The sequence below is a fragment of the candidate division WOR-3 bacterium genome, assembly GCA_016926475.1.
Classification (GTDB): domain Bacteria; phylum SDB-A; class SDB-A; order SDB-A; family SDB-A; genus JAFGIG01.
The window spans coordinates 1-17,664 of record JAFGON010000074.1 but is presented as its reverse complement, the minus strand read 5'-3'; the positions used below and the strand labels follow the sequence as shown (position 1 = coordinate 17,664).

The window sequence follows — 17,664 nt, the reverse complement described above, 5'->3', positions numbered from 1 at the left end:
TTCAAAGCATTCTAAAAGGGTCAATATCAACATATATTTTCGCCTTGGTTTTGACCTCCCAAATTCCCGAATCTAGAATTTTTCTGCCGAGAAGAATATTTTTCGGGGCTTTCACAAGTAAATGCCACCTGTACCTATTCCTTATCTTTTCTATAGGGCAGGGAACAGGCCCGAGGGTTTCAGCGAAATTCAACGAATTTTCCAGAATATTTTTTACTACAAACGAGGTTTTTCTCGCGAGGGAATTGCTGGTTGAGTTCACGACAATTCTTGCCAGTCTTGTGAAAGGCGGATAACCTACTTCTCTTCTCAACCGGAGCTCCTTCTCTATAAAACCTTCATAGTCGTGATTTTGGGCTAAAACCAGCAGTGGATTTGAAGGGTTTTCGGTCTGAATGAGCACTTTGCTTTTCTGCCCCGCTCTTCCCGCCCTACCGGAGGTCTGGACAATGAGTTGAAAAGCGATTTCTGCCGCCCTGAAATCAGGAAAAGCCAAAGCGCTGTCGGCGTCTATTATTCCGACAAGGGTCACACCCGGGAAATCGAGACCTTTGGACACCATTTGAGTGCCGACTAAAATTGGGTATCTGCCTGAGTGAAAGTCCGAAAAAAATTTTTCGTGATCTTGTTTTGACTTTCTCAAGACATCTGTGTCGAGCCTTAAAATTTCTATTTCGGGGAAAGCCTTGGATATAGCGTGTTCGACCTTTTCAGTTCCAGCTCCGTGAAAGTGCATTTTTGGATGGGCACAGACCGGGCACTTTTCCGGGATTTTTAATTTTTTTCCGCAGTAGTGGCAGACGAGTTTTTTTTCACTTTCGTGGTAGGTCATCGACACATTGCACGATGGGCATTTGACTACCGAAAGGCAATGAGGACAGACCATGTAATTCGAGAAACCACGGCGGTTTATAAGGAGAATGGACTGTTCATTTCTGTTGTAGTTCTCGAGGATTTGGTCTTTCATGTCTTTTGAAACCGCCTCACATTTAGATCTCGAGACTGGCAAAAGAAAACATTCGGGCATTTTAGTGTTAGTGGCTCTGTTCGGCAGGCTTAAAAGGTTGTATTTTCCTTTTTTCGCGTTTAAAAAACTCTCTGCCGAAGGTGTCGCGCTGCCCAAAATTACGGTAAAATTGAATTTTTGTGATTGCCAGACCGCCAGGTCTCTCGCTGAATAGAAAGGTCCTGAATCCTCTTCTTTGTAATGCTGTGAATGTTCCTCGTCGACCACCATGAGACCAATATTTTTCATGGGGAGAAAAATTGATGAACGGGTTCCTATTACAAGTAAAGGGCTGGTGTCGCGCGTCTTTCTGAAGACTTCAAACCTCATAGCCTGTTTCATCCCGCTGTGGTAGGTCAATGTTTCAACTTTATTCAGATGTTTTTGGAAAAAAAGTTTTGTCTGTGGTATCAGGGCGATTTCAGGGACGAGAAATAAAACCGATTTTCCTTTTCTTAGAGTGTCTTCGATGCAGCTGTGGTAGACCATTGTTTTACCGCTTCCGGTGACGCCTTTGAGCAAAAACACCTTTCCCGGATTCGACCCCACGGATTCAGCGCATTTGTTCTGCTCTTGGGTCAGCGTAAATTTTTCCGCAATACCGGGGCTGTAAAAGGTTTTTTTAGATTTCAGGATATTTTTTCTAACCATTTTAGCGACTTCTGAAATAGCGTTTTGCGGGAAAGAAGAAGTGATTTTTGAGAGTTCGCATGAATTTCCGGAGGATACTACGAAGTTGAAAATTGTTTTCTGAAATTCGGTCATAAGCTGTCCCGAGACTTTCTGAACAGATATCAGCCTCTCCGCAGCGGTTTTCTCAGAATTTTGACTCGGTATCTCAAATTTTATTACAGCATGATTCTTGTCAAGAGCTTCTCCGAGAAGTTCGAGATTTCTTTCTTTTCTTATATTTTCCAAAAAATGGTCGAAATTTACTTTTTTTCTTCTGGACAATTGTAAAAAAGCATTGGATTTTTGAGAAAAATAGTCCGGCAAAACTGAAACCGAAACCGTCTTTTTCAGAACCGAGAAAAGCCCTGAAGGAAAAGTTTTCACAAGGCAAGCTTCCAATGGATAACCGTAGTACGAATTCATGAATTGTGCGATTGACAAGATCTTTTCGTCTAAAAAGATTTCGTCGCCTATAAATCCATCTATGGGTTTAACGCTGAAATTTTCGGGTTTTTTTGTCTCTCCGATTACGCAACCAGGGCTCGCTTCATTTTTCAAATGGATTTGAACAAGCCTGCCGATAACTGGACGAGTCTCGCCGTGGTGCAGGTATGTCAGGATTATTTTTCTGTTCGGGACGAAAACGTCCAAGTATTTAACCGTTGAAGATGTCAAAATAAATCCCAATCCCCTTGTTTTTTCCGCAAATATCGGCAAAAAACGACAAAGACCAATTTTCCGTTTTTTTTTGGGCGATAACTCTTAAAGATTCTCCTTTTCCGGTCGCTGTTAAAAAACCGTAGGAACCCTGAATTTTCGGTTGATATATGTAAATTGCCGATGCGTAGGAAGAAGTGCAGTAAGTTACCGCGGACAGAAGAAAACTCCAATCCCAAATTTCGTATTTATACCTTATTGATAACGCTTCTCCGTTTTCGTTAAAAGCGCTGTCTGATGCATACGAAAGATGGTATGACAATGAGGATTCACCGTAGTCCATTGATAGTGAATACTCTTCTTTTCTGGGGCGAATGCCCGGAAAGCCCCTGTATTCTCCTTTCATGAACCTGTTTTGGGCTGAAATGGTGAGATAAAAATCTCGGTTTATCCTTTTTTCGACATCGATATTGAGATCTCCCCTGAACCTTTTATCGATCCCTACAGGTTCGATTTCACCGAATAAGTCGAAATATAGAGAAACTTTTGCAAACTCGAAAGGAACTGTAAGGGATGATATTATGCCATGTTCGTTTTTTGCACCCAATTCCGAAGGGGGGGTTGAGAAAAGGGAAAAGAAATTTTTATCGTATCTGGCGAGTGAAACCCCTATTTTCGCTTTCCCGATATAACTCCAAAAACCGAGATAAGCTCCTACACCGCCTGTTTTTGTGATGGCAATTTCGCCGAAAAGGTCCCACTCACCGCCTTTTTTTCCGAGTATGGCTTCAGCCGCCCAGAAATCATTGGTTGAACTGAAATCATCCAATTTTGCAGAGGATTTGAATCGCGCATAAGTTCCCGCCAGGAGAAGTGTATTTTCGACATTCAGAAAAACATCCGTCTCTCTCGTCCAAAAATTTCTTTTTCTCCCTTTCTCACTTTCAGTGACGTGTATACCGTCTTCGTATAAGCTTGTCGCGTTTCCGGCCGAGTCGAAAACCGCGTCGAAAAACCTCCACGCTGAAAGACCAGTGAGCTCAAAAAAACCTGTTTTATACCTTAAAGAAGCTCCTACGGGAACGCCGAGCTCGACACCTCCGGAATATGCGGTCAACCTCATGAGATTTGAAGGCATGGTGACTTTGCCGAAGGTTGAGTTACCGAATACAAGACCCGCACCGGCTCTTATTCTCTGGGTGCCTGCTATAAATCCTATAGACTCTTCAGTGTATGAAATTGATGCGTTAATAAAATCCGGGTACCCTTTTTCTCCCGCGTCCAATCCCGTCGAAGCTGAAAACCCAAGGTTGCCCTTTTTTAAACTCATCATATTCGAAACAGTGAACGGTTGTACTCTGTATGATTCTTCATCGAATTCTTTGTGTATGAGGGTTGTGCTGAAGTCAAACAAAAAAGGTGATGGTGTTTTGGAAAAGGATTTGATGTAGAAAAAATTCCTCAGCAGAAGGGATTGTTCAGGTGAAAAACCTGTAACTTTCAGCGCTTCTTCCACAGACAAATACGGTCTGCTCTCGATTAAGATAAGAGCTTTCTGACGGTCGAAATAGGGGAGGAGCACCAGGCTTTCTTCAGGGCAAGAATTGAGCTCCATTTTTGCTATTCCAAATTCAGTGTAGATATTTTGAAAATCGGATTCTTCAGGTTCTATTGTGAATTCTTCCGAGAAGACCTGCTGGGCGTATAAAAAAGCGAGTATGAGTAGAAGGTCAAAAGCCTTGCTGAATTTTTTCAAGAGCAAAACAAATCCCTATTAAAGTCTTTGAGTCTTTTATAGTTCCATTTCTGACAGCAAGGGACAGTTCTCCCAGGGAAAAAAGCTTTTTTTCGATGTTTTCATCGGGGTCGGGTTGAAGAGATGAATCGTGGTGAAGATCTTTGGAAATGAAAATTATCACCTCTTCGTTCGAAAACCCTGGAGTTGTGTAAAAACTGCATAAATGCTCGAGTTTTTCAGGCCTTAGACTTGTCTCTTCAATGAGTTCTCGAATAGCTGTCTGTTGAGGATTCTCGCCGGGTTCCATTATTCCAGCGGGTATCTCCCAGAGAAATTCGCCTGTAGCGTATCGGAACTGTTTGACCAGGAAGATCCCTTCGTCGAAAACAGGTACTACAGCCACAGCGGGTTTGTGAAGGGCAATTTCTCTATAAGCGCTTTTTTCTTCGGATATTCTGACAGTGTCCTTTTTTACAGTGATGATTTTTCCCTCGAATATGGTCTCTGATTTTAACATTTCTTCTCTTATCATTTTTCCCTCCTGCAATTTACGATTATATAATACCAAAAGGACGAGAAAATAAAAAATTCATTTACGAGATGGGATTTATTTGGTAGAAAACAACAATATGATAGCCCATGTTGCCGTCACTGTGTCTTCAAAAGAATACGCCGAGGAATTTTTCAAGACGGTGCTCCAATGCAAATACATGTATAGTTACGGACTTGACGCTTTGACATCGAGGTCTCTTTTCGGGATAGAAATGCCGGCTCACGTGTATATATATATGTCGGGTGAGGACTGGATCGAGGTTTTCGTGCTGAAAGGATACAAAAAAAATCAGACCAGCTTCGACCATATATGTTTCCGCATGGACGATATTCCCGGCATTGTAGCGCGCGGACAAAAACAGGGCTACACATTCATACGGCATAAGAAATCTGATAAAACCGTTCTTTTTATTCAAGACAAGGACGGTAATTTATACGAACTCAAAAAAAAAACAACAGATCTTAAAACTCTTTGATATTTATTTTTTTTTAACAATATCGTTATAAAATATTATATTTTCAAAAAAATCAAGGAGGCTGTATGAAGAAGATTCAGTTTTTGTTTGCTCTTTTTGTGACGGCGTCAATCGAAGCCCAGACTCCTCAAGTCGTCATAAACGAGTTCGTCCCCAAAGGAACCGAATGGGTGGAACTCTACAATACAACTTCAATTGCGGTTGATTTGACCGGATGGAAACTGACTTCGTCAATAGATGGAGACTCTTTTGAGATTTCAACCGGAACCATAAGCGGCAATTCCCATTTTCTCTGCAATGGTTTTTCCCTGATGGACAACGACGGTGATTCACTTTTTCTCGTAAAACCCGGCGACACGATAGTTGATTTTGTAGCTTTTGGAGACGCTGGCTCCGCGCCGGTTTCTCCTATGAACTATTCTGTGTCGAGAATAACAGACGGTTACTGGACTGGCAACATAGGGCACGATTTCAATATGGATCTCACCCCGACACAGAACGCTCCAAACGACGCAAAACCCGCTCCGCTCAACGGTTTTTTGGTTATCAACGAGATAGACCCTTATCCTACAGGCGGGAATGACTCAATAGAACTGGTAAACATCTCTTTTACAGACACTGTAAACACCGCGGGATGGATGTTATCTGACGGAGATGAAATAGACACGATTCACACGCACATTGTCCCGCCGAGGTCTTTTCTCGTCATAGACGAGTCTGAATTCGGATTTGATTTTGCATCCCAGGATGTCTGTTATCTTTTTTCCTCCGACACTTCAAGACTGGAACAACTTGGATGGTCAGGCGAATACAACGATTTTTCCCTTCAGAGAATACCAAACGGATCAGGGCCGAGAGACGGTTTTAACTGGATTTCTTCAGGCGGCGGGACGACATTATTCGACACGACAGCAACATGGGGATCACCAAATGGTTTCATGTCAATTGAGGTGACATATCCGAATGGCGGTGAAACTCTATATGCGGGAGATACACTTGAGGTCACGTGGATTGGCACCGCAGTAGCTTACGATGTCTATATAAGTTACGACGGCGGAGTTTCTTGGGATACGATTGCAGACTCGGCGACATCTTCTCCTCTTTTTGAGTTGCCAAGACATATATCCAGCAATTGCCTGGTCTGTGTATTCAGCGATGAAGACTATTTCTTTTTTGACAATTCCGATTCAGTTTTCACTATACTCGACACTCTTCCTCTCGGCGACACAATCGAAGTTTACTACGATTCTTCTGCCGCAACGGGTTATTATTATTGGGGAGGGGTTGGAGAAGGATCCGCTATGAGGCTCACGGCGCCAGCTCAAAGAGGCCCTTTCAGACTCATAGGGGCGAAGTACTATCTTCAAGACGCGACAACCGGCAGCAATATATTTGACTGCAAGGTCTTTAACTGGGCAGGAACAGAACCAGGTATGGAAGAGTTCACGCAAAATGTCACGTTTCCTTTGCTCGGTTCCCCGCAGTGGTACACTGTGGACGTATCGGCTCAATACTTGAACGTTGACGCTGGGGAGGATTTTGTAGTCGGTATTTTTTACGACGGCGTCAATCAGCCGACATGGGGATTTTACGCTCAGACAAACAACAGAGCATGGGATTACGACGGTTCAAGCTGGTCGCAGTGGTCAAGCGAGATTTATTGCATAAGAGCTCTTTTGGCTGATCTGAATGGCGTGGTAGAGGAAATTGGAAACGATGTGTCGATAGAAAAACCGAGCGTCAGGTTCTCAGATGCCCTCTTCGGCGGAGGCTCTTATATTTCCTACGCTGTGCCATCTTACGGAAGGGTTGTCATCCAATTGTTCGACGTAACTGGAAGGGAAGTCAGAACGATACTCGACAGACAGGAACAGCCCGGACTCAGGCACATTCCTTTCGACGGCAGGGATGGTCGCGGCTTCCTTTTGTCTAAAGGAGTTTATTTCGTCAGACTCCAGAGCTCTGACGGAAGCTCTTCATGCAAGATTACTGTAGTAGAATAATAAACTGGAGGGAAAATGAAGACTTTGTTTTTTATCTTTTCAATGCTTATCGCATTCACTCTGACTGCTCAGACTCCTGATGTAGTCATAAACGAATTCAAATTAAAAGGTTCTGAATGGGTTGAACTATACAATACGACTTCAGGGGCTATTGATCTTACAGGCTGGACGCTTCGTTCTGTCATTGACGGTGACACTTTCAGCATAGCTTCAGGCACTAATATCGCAGGTAATTCACACCTTTTGCTCGATTTCGGGTCAACATATTATATGGACAACGACGGAGATTCTTTTTTTCTCTTAAACAATTCAAGCAATATCGTGGACTATATCGCGTTTGGCAATCTCGGACCGGTCCCTGTTTTTGAACAAACCTGGACGATTTCGAGAATTACAGACGGTCTTTTCACAAATCCAAACGACGCCAACGATTTCAACGTAGATGGAACTCCGACACCCGACAGCGCTAACGACGCCCATCCAGCTCCTCTCAACGGCGTGGTGTGCCTCAATGAAATCGACCCCTATCCAGCTGGAGGTTCTTCAAATCCCGACTCACTCGAGCTTTACAACCCTAACGACAGCATTGTCAACCTGGAAGGTTGGATGATTTCTGACGGCGATGATTTTGCAGTCCTGACCTCATCACATGTAATTCCAGCCCATGGTTATTTGGTAATAGATGAAAACGAGTTCACGAGCTTTGATTTTGCAAGTCAAGATGTATTTTACCTTTTTACTCCTGACACCCAGAGAGTTGAACAGATGGGTTGGTATGGCACATACAACGACACGACTTATCAGAGGGTACCCGACGGAGCTGGTCCGCACGACGGTTATGACTGGGTGAGCTCCGGTGGAGAAGTGACTCTTTTCGATAAACAAGAGACGTGGGGGGCGACAAACGGGACGGTTTATGTCGAAGAAGAAATTCCATCAGTGAACATGCCGGCGGAATACGCTCTTTTCTGCCCTTATCTCTCCCGAAGTGGATCAGTAGAAATTTCTTTCATGGCGCCTGGAAATTTTACGCTGGGTATATATTCCCTTGACGGCAGGCTTGTAAAAGAATTGTTTTCCGGCAGAACGGATAACAGAACTTCTATGACGTGGGATTTAAGCGACAGTGAAGGAAGACCGGTTGCTCAGGGTCGTTATATGCTTATGTTGTCTGACGAGATGCACCATTTGTCGGTTAAACTCCAAGTATTGTATTGATACACAGGGGGCGGATCAACGCCCCCTGTAAAATTTCATTGACAGCGAATTCATGACCACGCTTACGGAAGAAAACGACATCGCCACGGCGGCGAAAACCGGATTCAAGAGCCAACCGGTAAAAGGATAAAGAACACCCGCGGCTATTGGTATACCAAGAAGGTTATAGAAAAAAGCCCAGAACAGGTTTTGCCTTATTTTTTTCATTGTGAACCGAGAAAGCTCTATGGCTCTCAAAACATCATTCAAATTGTTTTTCACGAGGACGATATCTCCGGTTTCTATTGCTATGTCGGTTCCGCCTCCAAGAGCCATGCCTATATCGGCTGAAGCCAGTGCGGGAGCATCGTTTATTCCGTCTCCTACCATAGCCACCGTTTTCCCTGATTTTTTTATTTCTTTGACTCTGTCGGATTTTTCCATGGGCAAGACTTCGGCGTAAAAATCACTTATTCCTGCCTTTTCGGCGATCGAAGCGGCCACAGGATTCATGTCTCCTGTTATCATAAGGACTTTTATGCCCATTTTTTTGAGCTTTCTGACGACTTCGGGAGCTTCCTTCCTCAGGGGGTCGGAAAACGAGAAAACCGCGGCAGGTTTACCGGAGACGGACATAAAGGCTGAAGTGAAGCTATTTTTCCTGAGGGTGTTTAGCGCGGCGGTATCTTTGACAATTTCAGTCAGGAATCTAAGGGTTCCGATTGCCACTTCTCTGCCGTAAATTTTACCTATTATGCCTTTGCCCGGGAAGACCGATAGATCGGAAACTTCTGCTTTTTCGGCTTTTTTGCTCTTTGCGTAGTCCGACAGGGCTACGGCTACGGGATGTTCTGATTTAGACTCCAGTGAGAGGGCTAAAGAAAGCGCTTCTGTTTCGGAAAAATCATTGAAAATCGAGATGGCGCTCAGCACGATTTTTCCTTCGGTAAGGGTGCCTGTCTTGTCGAATATTATCTCGTCAATTCTACAAGCTTGTTCGAGGGCTTCGCTTTTTTTAACGAGAATACCCCTTTTAGCCGCCAGCCCCATTCCCATCATCACTGCTGTCGGAGTCGCGAGCCCCAAAGAACAAGGACAGGCGATAATAAGAACAGACACGAAAACAGTCAAGGCGAAGACGAACGGTTTTCCTGCGAACATCCAAAGAATGAACGTCAAAATTGCGATCGAGAGAACCGCCGGGACAAAATAAAATGAAATTTTGTCTGCAAGAAGCTGAATTGGGGCTTTGGTGTTGAGAGCGTTGAAAACAGTTTTGATAATGTTGGACAAGACGGTGTCCTCGCTCTCTTTAGATGCTGTAAATTTTATGAATCCGTTTAAATTGACAGTTCCTCCTACAACCTGATCTCCGACGGTTTTTTCAACGGGTAGGCTTTCACCTGTTATAGATTTCTCATCGACGAAAGTGTTTCCACTGACGATTATTCCGTCTGTCGGGATAACCTTCCCCGGCCTGACGACTACAACATATCCGGGTCTGATCAAATGAGTCTGAATCTCGGTTTCCTTCCCGTCCTTTTCAATAAAAGCTTTCTTTGGCTGAAGGTCTAAAAGTTTTTCCACTGAACCCCGGGTCTTATTTTTGGCAAAACTTTCCAAAAATTTTCCCAGGGATATAAAAACGAGAATGAAAGCAGCCCCTTCGTAGTAGAGATGATGTGTATGATAATTCTTGTCAAAAATCGATTGAATAGACAGCACAACCGAATAGGTATAAGCCGCAAGAGTGCCTATTTCGACGAGTGAATCCATGTTGGGGTTTCTGAGTATAAGTTTTTTGACACCTGAAGCGTAAATATTCCAGTTCACAACCATTATTGCTGTGGTCAAAATGAACTGAGCGATTGAATTTACCACATGTCCCGTCTTTATCAAGTTGATTCCTAACATAGGACCCATCGACAAATAGAGCAGAGGCAACCCCAGGATAAAAGACAATATGAATTTTGATAAAAGTTTTTTTACTTCCGCACCTTGGCTATTTTTGGTGAGAATAGAGTAAGGGTTCCTGTCCTCCTTTTCGGCTGAGTAACCTAACTTTTTAATGGCTTCAAGAATATCGCCTTGCCTGACAAGGGCCTCGTCGTATTCAAAATATCCTTTTCCTGTTGAGATGTTGACAAAAGCCTTTTTTATTCCTTCTTTCGAAGAGAGAAACTTTTCGATTCCAGCCGCGCATGACGCGCAATTCATGCCTTTTATGTTGAAAGTGACAGATTTCATGAATCTTCCTTTAGCTGAAGCATTTATTTTACGAACTTACCTGTTGAAGAGTTTTGAAACAGAAATCACTTCTTCTATCATTCGGTTTTTTGTCCCTTGATTTCCTGTGCTGAAAGCTTTGGCAAAGCAAGTCTTGAGATGGCGGTGAAGAAGCATTTCGTGTGAAGACCTTAAAAGTCCGATTACAGCGAGATTCTGCTGCATTATAGATATGCACTCTTTGTCTTCTTCCACCATTTGAATGATCTTGTCTATGTGGGTCCGCGATTTCTTTAAATTAATAATGATTCTGTCCTTTTCGTTTTTCATTTATACCTCCACCTATGGTATAGGTATAATATCGCAAGCAAGCGGCTGTGTCAAGAAAAAATGCCGAAAGTAATATTGCGGTTGGGTTTGATAGATTGTCTTTTAGCGGATATAATATTTAAAGCTAAAAGTTTGATTTTACTCTAAATAGGTGTGAAAATACTATTCGGACGCTTGTCGAAAGGATGAACGAAAATGCAATCGAATGCAATAAAAACCGTAATGATTATTTTCGGCGTTGTTTTTTGTCATCAGCTTTCGGCTTTAACCCGGAATCAAAGCGATCTCTTGTCTGCATGGGAGGATTATCTCGAAAACAACCGGTCTACCGTTTACCTTAAACCTGTTTCGGAGATGACCTACGATTTCAAAACGAATCTTTTCCCGTTCGAAGGAACCCTTAAAGTTCTCAATGTTGTTGTTGACGAAGAAGGATACGGCTGTGAAGGGTATAAAACAGGGTATATTGAAACCGAACTGGTTGGTGTCGAAGACGATTTTTATGAAAAACATTATTACAGCTTATCTATTTGGCAGAGAAACAACACTCTTTATTTCGATGAAAATCAGGACAAATGGGTTTTATACAATGAACTGACCTTAAATTATGAAACTTGCGAAGCAGGTTTTCAACCATGGGCGGGTATAATGGGTTTGGCTTCATCGCTTTTCCCTCTGGCTGTTATAGTAGTGATTTTAATAATAGTGATTGTCGTCACGTCTGTTATGCAGAAAAAAAACCGTTCTTACATGGATTTTGCCGAGAAAGCTACGAAGAGGTCTCTTGAAATTGCTGAAAAATCCCTTGCCCTCAACGAAGAGAGCAATGAATTGCTGAAAAATATCGCAGATGAACTTAAAAAACAAGTCAATTAAAAGGAGGAAAAATGGGAGAAAAAGGAATTCAGATTTTAAAAATCAACGTCGACCAGCTTCTCAAAGTCCTAAATAAAGCGTTTTCAGACGAGTGGTTGGCTTATTATCAGTATTGGATAGGCTCCAAAGTCGTAAAGGGGCCGATGAAAGAAGCAGTGATCGCTGAACTCGTCCAGCATTCAGCGGATGAACTCAGGCACGCGGACATGCTTTCTGCGAGAATAATACAACTCGGGGGCACTCCAGTTCTGAAACCTGAAGACTGGTATAAATTGACAAACTGCGGATATGATTCTCCAGATGACCCATTCGTAAAAACTATTTTGGAACAGAACGTAAAAGGCGAAAGATGCGCCATCAATACCTACTCGGATATTTTGGAACTCGTTGAGAGCAAAGATCCCGTGACTTACAATTTGGTTCTTCAAATACTTCAAGACGAAGTGGAGCACGAAGAGGATCTGCAAGCTCTTGTGGAAGACTTTGAAATGATAATTTCAAAAAAATAACCATCGACGATGTTCGATATCGTTGTCATAGGAGGCGGCCCATCGGGAGCTGCCTTTGCTTGGTTGGCTTCGAAACATTTTAAAGTTTTGATCTTGGAAAAAAGGGAACTACAAGCACACGTTCCGAAATCGGTGACTGATGAGAAAAATTGCGGCGGGCTTCTCGCTCCAGACGCTCAGAGAATGCTCGCGAAATTCGGCTTGGGACTTCCCCTTGAAGTCCTCGTCGAACCCCAGCTGTTCTCGGTTAGGGCCATTGACCTTTTGAGCAAAGTTGAAAGACACTACCAGAGACATTACATAAACATCGACAGGTACAAGTTTGACAGATGGTTTTTAAACCTCGCCAGGGAAAAGGCTGAAGTGGAATACGGTGCTTATTATGTCTCTCATTCGGAGTCAAAACACGGCTTTGAAGTCCTGTACCGTAAAAACGGTGAAGAAAAAAAAGTTAGGGTTAAAATTTTAGTTGGTGCTGACGGCGCTTTTTCCCGTGTTAGAGCGAGGGTATTCCCTTCAAAGAAAATCAGGACTTATTTGTCTTTCCAGCAGTGGTTTCGAACTGCCAATTTCGCGCCGTATTTTTGTTCGGTTTTCGATCCCCGTGTCACGGATTTTTATTCTTGGGTTATCCCAAAAGGGGATATGTTGATTTTGGGGTCGGCTTTCACAAAGAACGATGATATCCACGGGAAAATGAGATTTCTGAAAGAAAATCTATCCAATTCAGGCATAGAATTCGGGAAAATGATATATGAGAAAGGATGTTTTCTGCTGAGGCCTTCTGGTTTGAATGAGCTCGTTTTTTCAAAGGGCAGAACCGCTTTAATTGGAGAAGCGGGGGGATTTATAAGCCCGAGTTCAGCCGAAGGATTGAGCTATGCTCTATGGAGCGCTTTGAATCTTTTCAAAAGCCTCGGGAAAGACCCGGATAATTTTTCAGCCGCATACGCGAGGCAATCGGCTGGAATATTCCTGAACATAACAGGAAAACTGATGAAATCGCCTTTTTTATTCAATACAAACTTGAGAAACGCTATAATGAAATCTAATTTAAACAGCGTGAATGTCATATATGAAAAGTAGCGTTTCTCTCAGAAACGTGTTGATACCCAGCGCGGCTTTGACTGTAAAAAGAAATATACTAAACGAAATATTCCCTAACGGTAAAAAACCCCGGGTCGGAGATGTAGTGTTGTGTTCGGTCGATAAAATCGGACAACACACTCAGATTGAGAACAAATCCGGACGAATTCACAGACTGAGAGAGGGTATGCAGATAATCGGCGTTTTCGGCAACCGTTATTCGGCTGATTATTTTGAAGGCACAGTTCCGGAAGAGAGTCCACAATTCGCACATATTTTAGCCAGATCAGGTGTGGTGGGAACAGTCAGACAAAAAAGTTCCAAAGTGGTCTATCCAACCTCCGTCAGATTGCTTGGATATATCAAAGACTTATCTGGAAAATTCGTGAATACAATAGACTATCCGATAATAAAACCGAAGTTGAAAACAAAAAAAATCCCGAGAGCAAAGATGATACTCGTATGTGGCTCATCCATGAATTCAGGAAAGACGACCTTCGCCGCGGCTTGCTGTCAAGCTCTAGCGGCGAAAGGAAAAAGCGTCAGAGCTTCAAAAATAACCGGAACGGCTGGTTTGAAAGACGTTCTTTTTTTGAACGATTCCGGAGCCAAGTACTTTTCGGATTTCAGCTTTATAGGTTACCCTTCGACTTACCTTCTCTGCGAGAGCGATCTTTTGAATATTTTCGACCAACTGGATTTGAAACACGCCAACAACAAAGATAATTACTGGGTGGTGGAAATAGCCGACGGAATTTTACAAAGAGAAACTTCTATTCTTCTCAAGTCGGAAAAAGTCAGAATGAGAATTCACAGGCTTTTGTTTTGCGCTTCGGATCCGCTGGGAGTTTTGGGGGGAATGGAAATTCTAAAAAACACTTACGCCCTGAAGCCCGATCTTGTTTCAGGAGTAGTTTCAGGATCTCCCCTTCACGTAGAGGAGATATCAAGATTAACCGAAATTCCAATACTGAACTCGCTTTCTTATGAAATCGATTTTCTTTTCAACAAGATAAAATAAAGGAGAAAAAATGACAGGTTTGATTCTGTTTTTTTGCTTTGCGGCAAATTTCGAATTCTGTTCTTTTAAAATTCTCGAAGAAGCCGCGAATCCTTTTTATCCCGAAAATCAATCAATGCCGGTCTTGAACGCAATCGGAACCGGAATATACCAGAGATCGAGCCTGTCTCCCGTTCTAAAGTCGATTCTTCAAGACGAAAATAACGCCTTCAACAGCGAGACGGTCTATATAGACGACACGTTAGTGATAACCCAAGACACGGCAATAGAAGATGACATAGTCATATTTCAAAACGGTCTTTTGCAAGTTTCCGGATGCACGCTGAGGGTGGAGGGGGATATCACCTTACTCGATGAAGGTTCTCTGAAATTCGACGGAGCTGTTTTCGTCTGCGATTGTTCATACATATACGAATATTCAATATTTTCATACGGAATGTCGGTGTTTGAAGCAGAGAGCTCCACTTTCATTTCGAATTCAAGACCATTTTCTTTCGCCTTGCTCGACAGCTCTTCCGCATTTTTTGACAACGTAGAAATGGATCGTTCATTTATCACATTTTCCCTTACTGGTAAAAGCACAATCGAGGCTTTTCAATCGGATAAGCTGGGTGAATTTGTCCTTTTCACAGAAGATTCGGCGTCTTTGAGGCTTTCTCATTCTGACACGGTTCTCGTATGGCTCGGTTTCCCGCAAAATTCATCGGGAATTTTGAGAGGACCGCACTCCCCGTCCTTGTTTGTCGATCATTTCACCTTCCCGGATTCGACCTGCAGCGGTATATATTACACGGTGTCCATTGACAGTGCGTGGGGGTTGATGCTGGCTACAATGGCTTGCGACAGCACCGATGTCACCGTCGAAAACGTTGAGTTAAGGGCTTCAGGATCGCTGTTTATTCACGGCGAAACCGACAGTATATCCGGTATCGTCAACGGAACCCATTACACTGATTTCACGGCTCCGTTTCCTGGAAGGATTTACAGGCTTATAAATACGTATGTAGAGTCATGGAATTTTTATTTTTGGGGAAAACACGATATAACTTTTGAAAGTTCCATTTTTGGAGAATTGCTGGGAGGAGACAGCTCAAAAATAGTGCTTTCTGAAGTTATATGCGACGGTTCGGGAGGCCATATAGGCAATGACGATTCCACGTTGATGTTCTGTTCCATGTCGAGTATATACACAGACGCCCTTCTCGAAGGCAGGTCATTGACGATTTTTTACAACACCAACGTATTTTTCGGTCGTCTAATAATGAGGGAGGTCTCCCTTGGGTTATGCTACAATTCGATTCTTCAAAATCCGCCTGTAGTCGAAGATAGCGGCGCGGTTTTTATCTCAGCTTTTTATCCTCCCAACCCCTGCAATATTGACGACACAGTATCTATCACAGGAAGCTCTTACTGCCTGAGAACTGCGATATCACCATATCAATACATAGGCTACAAAACCGAATTCGCGCCTTGTTCAGATACAAGCGTTTTCACTTCGATAACTCCTTTTTCCAGCGCTTCAATCGTAAACGGCGAAATTTCCGTTTTCAACACCTCAGGGCTTTCACAGGGTTACTACCTTCTCAGGTTTTGGTATTTTTTCTCTTCTTTCGGCTACCATGACAGCGTGCCATTCACGGAACAGATAGAACTCATAGAGGGGACCTCCGTTGAGGAAGATCCTAATTTTCCATTATCGGTCGAATTAAAGGCTTTTGCCGCTGGTGAAAACTTTGTCGTTCTCTTTGAATTGACGCAAGGTTTGCCGGTTGAGATATCTGTATACAACTCTGCGGGACAAAGATGCGCGGGTATTTCCCAGAGCTATTTTCAACCCGGATTTCACAGGGTCGAAATACCCGCGGAAGAACTTTCCCAGGGATTGTTTTTTATTCAGTTCAAAACCCCTGAAACATTGACCTTGACGAGGAAAATAATATTGATAGATAATTAAGTTTCTCATTAAAGACATCCATACAAATATAAAAGGAGAAAACAATGAAAATACTTGTCACGGGAGGTTCAGGATTCCTGGGCGTCAACATGATAAGGAAGCTGATCGAAAAAGGGAAACATGACATAATATCACTCGACATAGAACCTTTTAATTACCCGGAAAAGGATATCGTTAAGACGATTGTTGGAGACATAAGAAACCCCGACACGGTTTCAGAGGCTTGTGAAGGAGTCGATATAATAATCCACACAGCCGCCGCTCTTCCGCTATACAAAAAAAATGACATATATTCGACGGATGTCGATGGAACGAGGATTCTGCTCGAAGAGGCGTACAAAAGAAAAATGGACAGGTTCATACAGATATCATCGACAGCTGTTTACGGCGTTCCCGACCACCATCCGATATACGAAGATGACAAGCTCTCGGGCGTAGGTGACTATGGAAAAGCGAAGATTATAGCGGAGAATTTATGCTTGGAATACAGGGAAAAGGGTTTATGCGTTCCAATTCTAAGGCCAAAATCTTTTATTGGACCGGAAAGGTTGGGAGTGTTCACTCTGCTCTATGACTGGGCTCTTGAGGGCAGGAATTTTCCGCTTTTGGGGAAAGGAAAAAACAGGTACCAACTGCTCGACGTAGAAGACTTTTGCGACGCGATTTATATTTGTTTAACAGCGGAAAAAAAAGCAGTCAATGACACTTTCAACATCGGAGCGAAAGTATTCGGAACGATGAAGGAAGACTATCAAGCGGTCTTGGATAGGGCTGGATTTGGTAAAAAGATAAAAACAATCCCAGCTAAACCGGCTATTACGGCTTTGAAGGTTTTAGAGTTTTTTAAAATGTCGCCACTTTATATGTGGGTCTATGAGACCGCGAGTAAAGATTCTTTTGTCAGTATAGAAAAGGCGGAGAAGACATTGGGGTATGCGCCTAAGTTTTCGAATCAAGCTGCTCTGCTCAGGAATTTCAAGTGGTACAGCGAAAACAGATCATCTTTCGGAAAAACAGGAGTTTCTCACCGCGTTCCCTGGAGCCAGGGGGCATTGAGGCTTGCAAAATTGTTTTTTTGATATTGGTTTTCAATTCTGCGGTATATTTGATAGAATTATGTCGTTGCTAAAAATGCAATAATATGAAAATGTCATATCGAAAATACGCTTCGTTTTTATTGTATCTGGTTTTTGTAATTTTCGGGATCCTATGTTTTCTCAACAATGATGTTGCCGTTGTGTCGAGTTTGACGCTCAGGTCAATATCTTTTGTCATAGCTTTCTACTCAATGTCGAAAACGAAGTGGAACTGGTATCTTTTCGTCATTTCTCTTTTTCTTCCTTTTTCCTCTTTTTTTATTT

Annotated in this window: 15 protein-coding genes; 10 read left to right on the top strand and 5 right to left on the bottom strand. The window is 42.8% G+C overall.

Translation table 11 applies throughout. The features are described from left to right. Position 1 precedes the first annotated feature (1 nt). From priA to JXA84_07590, 3 genes are read right to left on the bottom strand one after another with little or no spacing between them, the layout of a single operon-like run. On the bottom strand, positions 2-2,395 hold the full coding sequence (gene priA / locus JXA84_07600; protein MBN1151065.1) for a primosomal protein N': 2,394 nt from the start codon (positions 2,393-2,395) through the stop codon (positions 2-4). Next, positions 2,334-4,091: a hypothetical protein gene (locus tag JXA84_07595; protein ID MBN1151064.1), complete on the bottom strand. Its 1,758-nt coding sequence runs from the start codon at positions 4,089-4,091 to the stop codon at positions 2,334-2,336. The genes priA and JXA84_07595 overlap by 62 nt, the downstream gene beginning before the upstream one ends. Then, on the bottom strand, positions 4,066-4,605 hold the full coding sequence (locus tag JXA84_07590) for an NUDIX hydrolase (GenBank protein MBN1151063.1): 540 nt from the start codon (positions 4,603-4,605) through the stop codon (positions 4,066-4,068). The genes JXA84_07595 and JXA84_07590 overlap by 26 nt, the downstream gene beginning before the upstream one ends. 97 nt (positions 4,606-4,702) lie before the next feature. Between JXA84_07590 and JXA84_07585 the strand changes: the two genes are divergently transcribed. The 3 genes from JXA84_07585 to JXA84_07575 all read left to right on the top strand — a co-directional run bounded on the left by JXA84_07585 (position 4,703) and on the right by JXA84_07575 (position 8,322). Continuing rightward, entirely contained in the window at positions 4,703-5,101 is a 399-nt protein-coding gene (locus tag JXA84_07585) for a hypothetical protein (protein MBN1151062.1), read from the top strand. A gap of 65 nt (positions 5,102-5,166) precedes the next feature. Further along, a complete protein-coding gene (locus JXA84_07580; protein ID MBN1151061.1) occupies positions 5,167-7,104 on the top strand; it encodes a lamin tail domain-containing protein in 1,938 nt (645 codons plus the stop codon). Between the two features lie 15 nt (positions 7,105-7,119). Then, complete coding sequence (locus tag JXA84_07575) at positions 7,120-8,322, top strand: lamin tail domain-containing protein (GenBank protein ID MBN1151060.1); 1,203 nt, start codon at positions 7,120-7,122, stop codon at positions 8,320-8,322. 15 nt (positions 8,323-8,337) lie between these two features. Here the strand turns inward: JXA84_07575 and cadA are convergent, their stop codons facing one another. Both cadA and JXA84_07565 read right to left on the bottom strand, forming a co-directional pair. Then, a complete protein-coding gene (gene cadA, locus JXA84_07570; GenBank protein ID MBN1151059.1) occupies positions 8,338-10,548 on the bottom strand; it encodes a cadmium-translocating P-type ATPase in 2,211 nt (736 codons plus the stop codon). Between the two features lie 36 nt (positions 10,549-10,584). Next, on the bottom strand, positions 10,585-10,857 hold the full coding sequence (locus JXA84_07565; protein MBN1151058.1) for a metal-sensing transcriptional repressor: 273 nt from the start codon (positions 10,855-10,857) through the stop codon (positions 10,585-10,587). Positions 10,858-11,052: 195 nt separating this feature from the next. Here JXA84_07565 and JXA84_07560 point away from each other — a divergent pair, with 195 nt between their 5' ends. The 7 genes from JXA84_07560 to JXA84_07530 all read left to right on the top strand — a co-directional run. Next, positions 11,053-11,733: a hypothetical protein gene (locus JXA84_07560; GenBank protein MBN1151057.1), complete on the top strand. Its 681-nt coding sequence runs from the start codon at positions 11,053-11,055 to the stop codon at positions 11,731-11,733. Between the two features lie 11 nt (positions 11,734-11,744). Next, entirely contained in the window at positions 11,745-12,242 is a 498-nt protein-coding gene (locus JXA84_07555) for a ferritin-like domain-containing protein (GenBank protein MBN1151056.1), read from the top strand. Between the two features lie 9 nt (positions 12,243-12,251). Beyond that, positions 12,252-13,328, top strand: coding sequence for an FAD-binding protein (locus JXA84_07550; GenBank protein MBN1151055.1), 1,077 nt, complete (start codon positions 12,252-12,254; stop codon positions 13,326-13,328). After that, positions 13,318-14,349, top strand: coding sequence for a hypothetical protein (locus tag JXA84_07545; GenBank protein MBN1151054.1), 1,032 nt, complete (start codon positions 13,318-13,320; stop codon positions 14,347-14,349). Before JXA84_07550 ends, JXA84_07545 begins: the two co-directional genes overlap by 11 nt. A 10-nt stretch (positions 14,350-14,359) precedes the next feature. Then, positions 14,360-16,303 carry a hypothetical protein gene (locus tag JXA84_07540; GenBank protein ID MBN1151053.1) on the top strand — a complete coding sequence of 648 codons (1,944 nt, stop codon included), beginning with the start codon at positions 14,360-14,362 and terminating at the stop codon, positions 16,301-16,303. 44 nt (positions 16,304-16,347) lie between these two features. Further along, positions 16,348-17,382, top strand: coding sequence for an NAD-dependent epimerase/dehydratase family protein (locus JXA84_07535; GenBank protein ID MBN1151052.1), 1,035 nt, complete (start codon positions 16,348-16,350; stop codon positions 17,380-17,382). Positions 17,383-17,444: 62 nt separating this feature from the next. Continuing rightward, positions 17,445-17,664, top strand: a 220-nt coding sequence (locus tag JXA84_07530) for a hypothetical protein (GenBank protein MBN1151051.1), incomplete at its 3' end; no start/stop codon positions are given.

Excerpts from the sequence above, each read along its gene's own strand:
- JXA84_07590 (MBN1151063.1), bottom strand. The coding sequence starts at position 4,605 with ATGATAAGAGAAGAAATGTTAAAATCAGAGACCATATTCGAGGGAAAA.
- JXA84_07585 (MBN1151062.1), top strand. The coding sequence starts at position 4,703 with ATGATAGCCCATGTTGCCGTCACTGTGTCTTCAAAAGAATACGCCGAG.
- JXA84_07580 (MBN1151061.1), top strand. The coding sequence starts at position 5,167 with ATGAAGAAGATTCAGTTTTTGTTTGCTCTTTTTGTGACGGCGTCAATC.
- JXA84_07575 (MBN1151060.1), top strand. The coding sequence starts at position 7,120 with ATGAAGACTTTGTTTTTTATCTTTTCAATGCTTATCGCATTCACTCTG.
- cadA (MBN1151059.1), bottom strand. The coding sequence starts at position 10,548 with ATGAAATCTGTCACTTTCAACATAAAAGGCATGAATTGCGCGTCATGC.
- JXA84_07565 (MBN1151058.1), bottom strand. The coding sequence starts at position 10,857 with ATGAAAAACGAAAAGGACAGAATCATTATTAATTTAAAGAAATCGCGG.
- JXA84_07560 (MBN1151057.1), top strand. The coding sequence starts at position 11,053 with ATGCAATCGAATGCAATAAAAACCGTAATGATTATTTTCGGCGTTGTT.
- JXA84_07555 (MBN1151056.1), top strand. The coding sequence starts at position 11,745 with ATGGGAGAAAAAGGAATTCAGATTTTAAAAATCAACGTCGACCAGCTT.
- JXA84_07550 (MBN1151055.1), top strand. The coding sequence starts at position 12,252 with ATGTTCGATATCGTTGTCATAGGAGGCGGCCCATCGGGAGCTGCCTTT.
- JXA84_07545 (MBN1151054.1), top strand. The coding sequence starts at position 13,318 with ATGAAAAGTAGCGTTTCTCTCAGAAACGTGTTGATACCCAGCGCGGCT.
- JXA84_07540 (MBN1151053.1), top strand. The coding sequence starts at position 14,360 with ATGACAGGTTTGATTCTGTTTTTTTGCTTTGCGGCAAATTTCGAATTC.
- JXA84_07535 (MBN1151052.1), top strand. The coding sequence starts at position 16,348 with ATGAAAATACTTGTCACGGGAGGTTCAGGATTCCTGGGCGTCAACATG.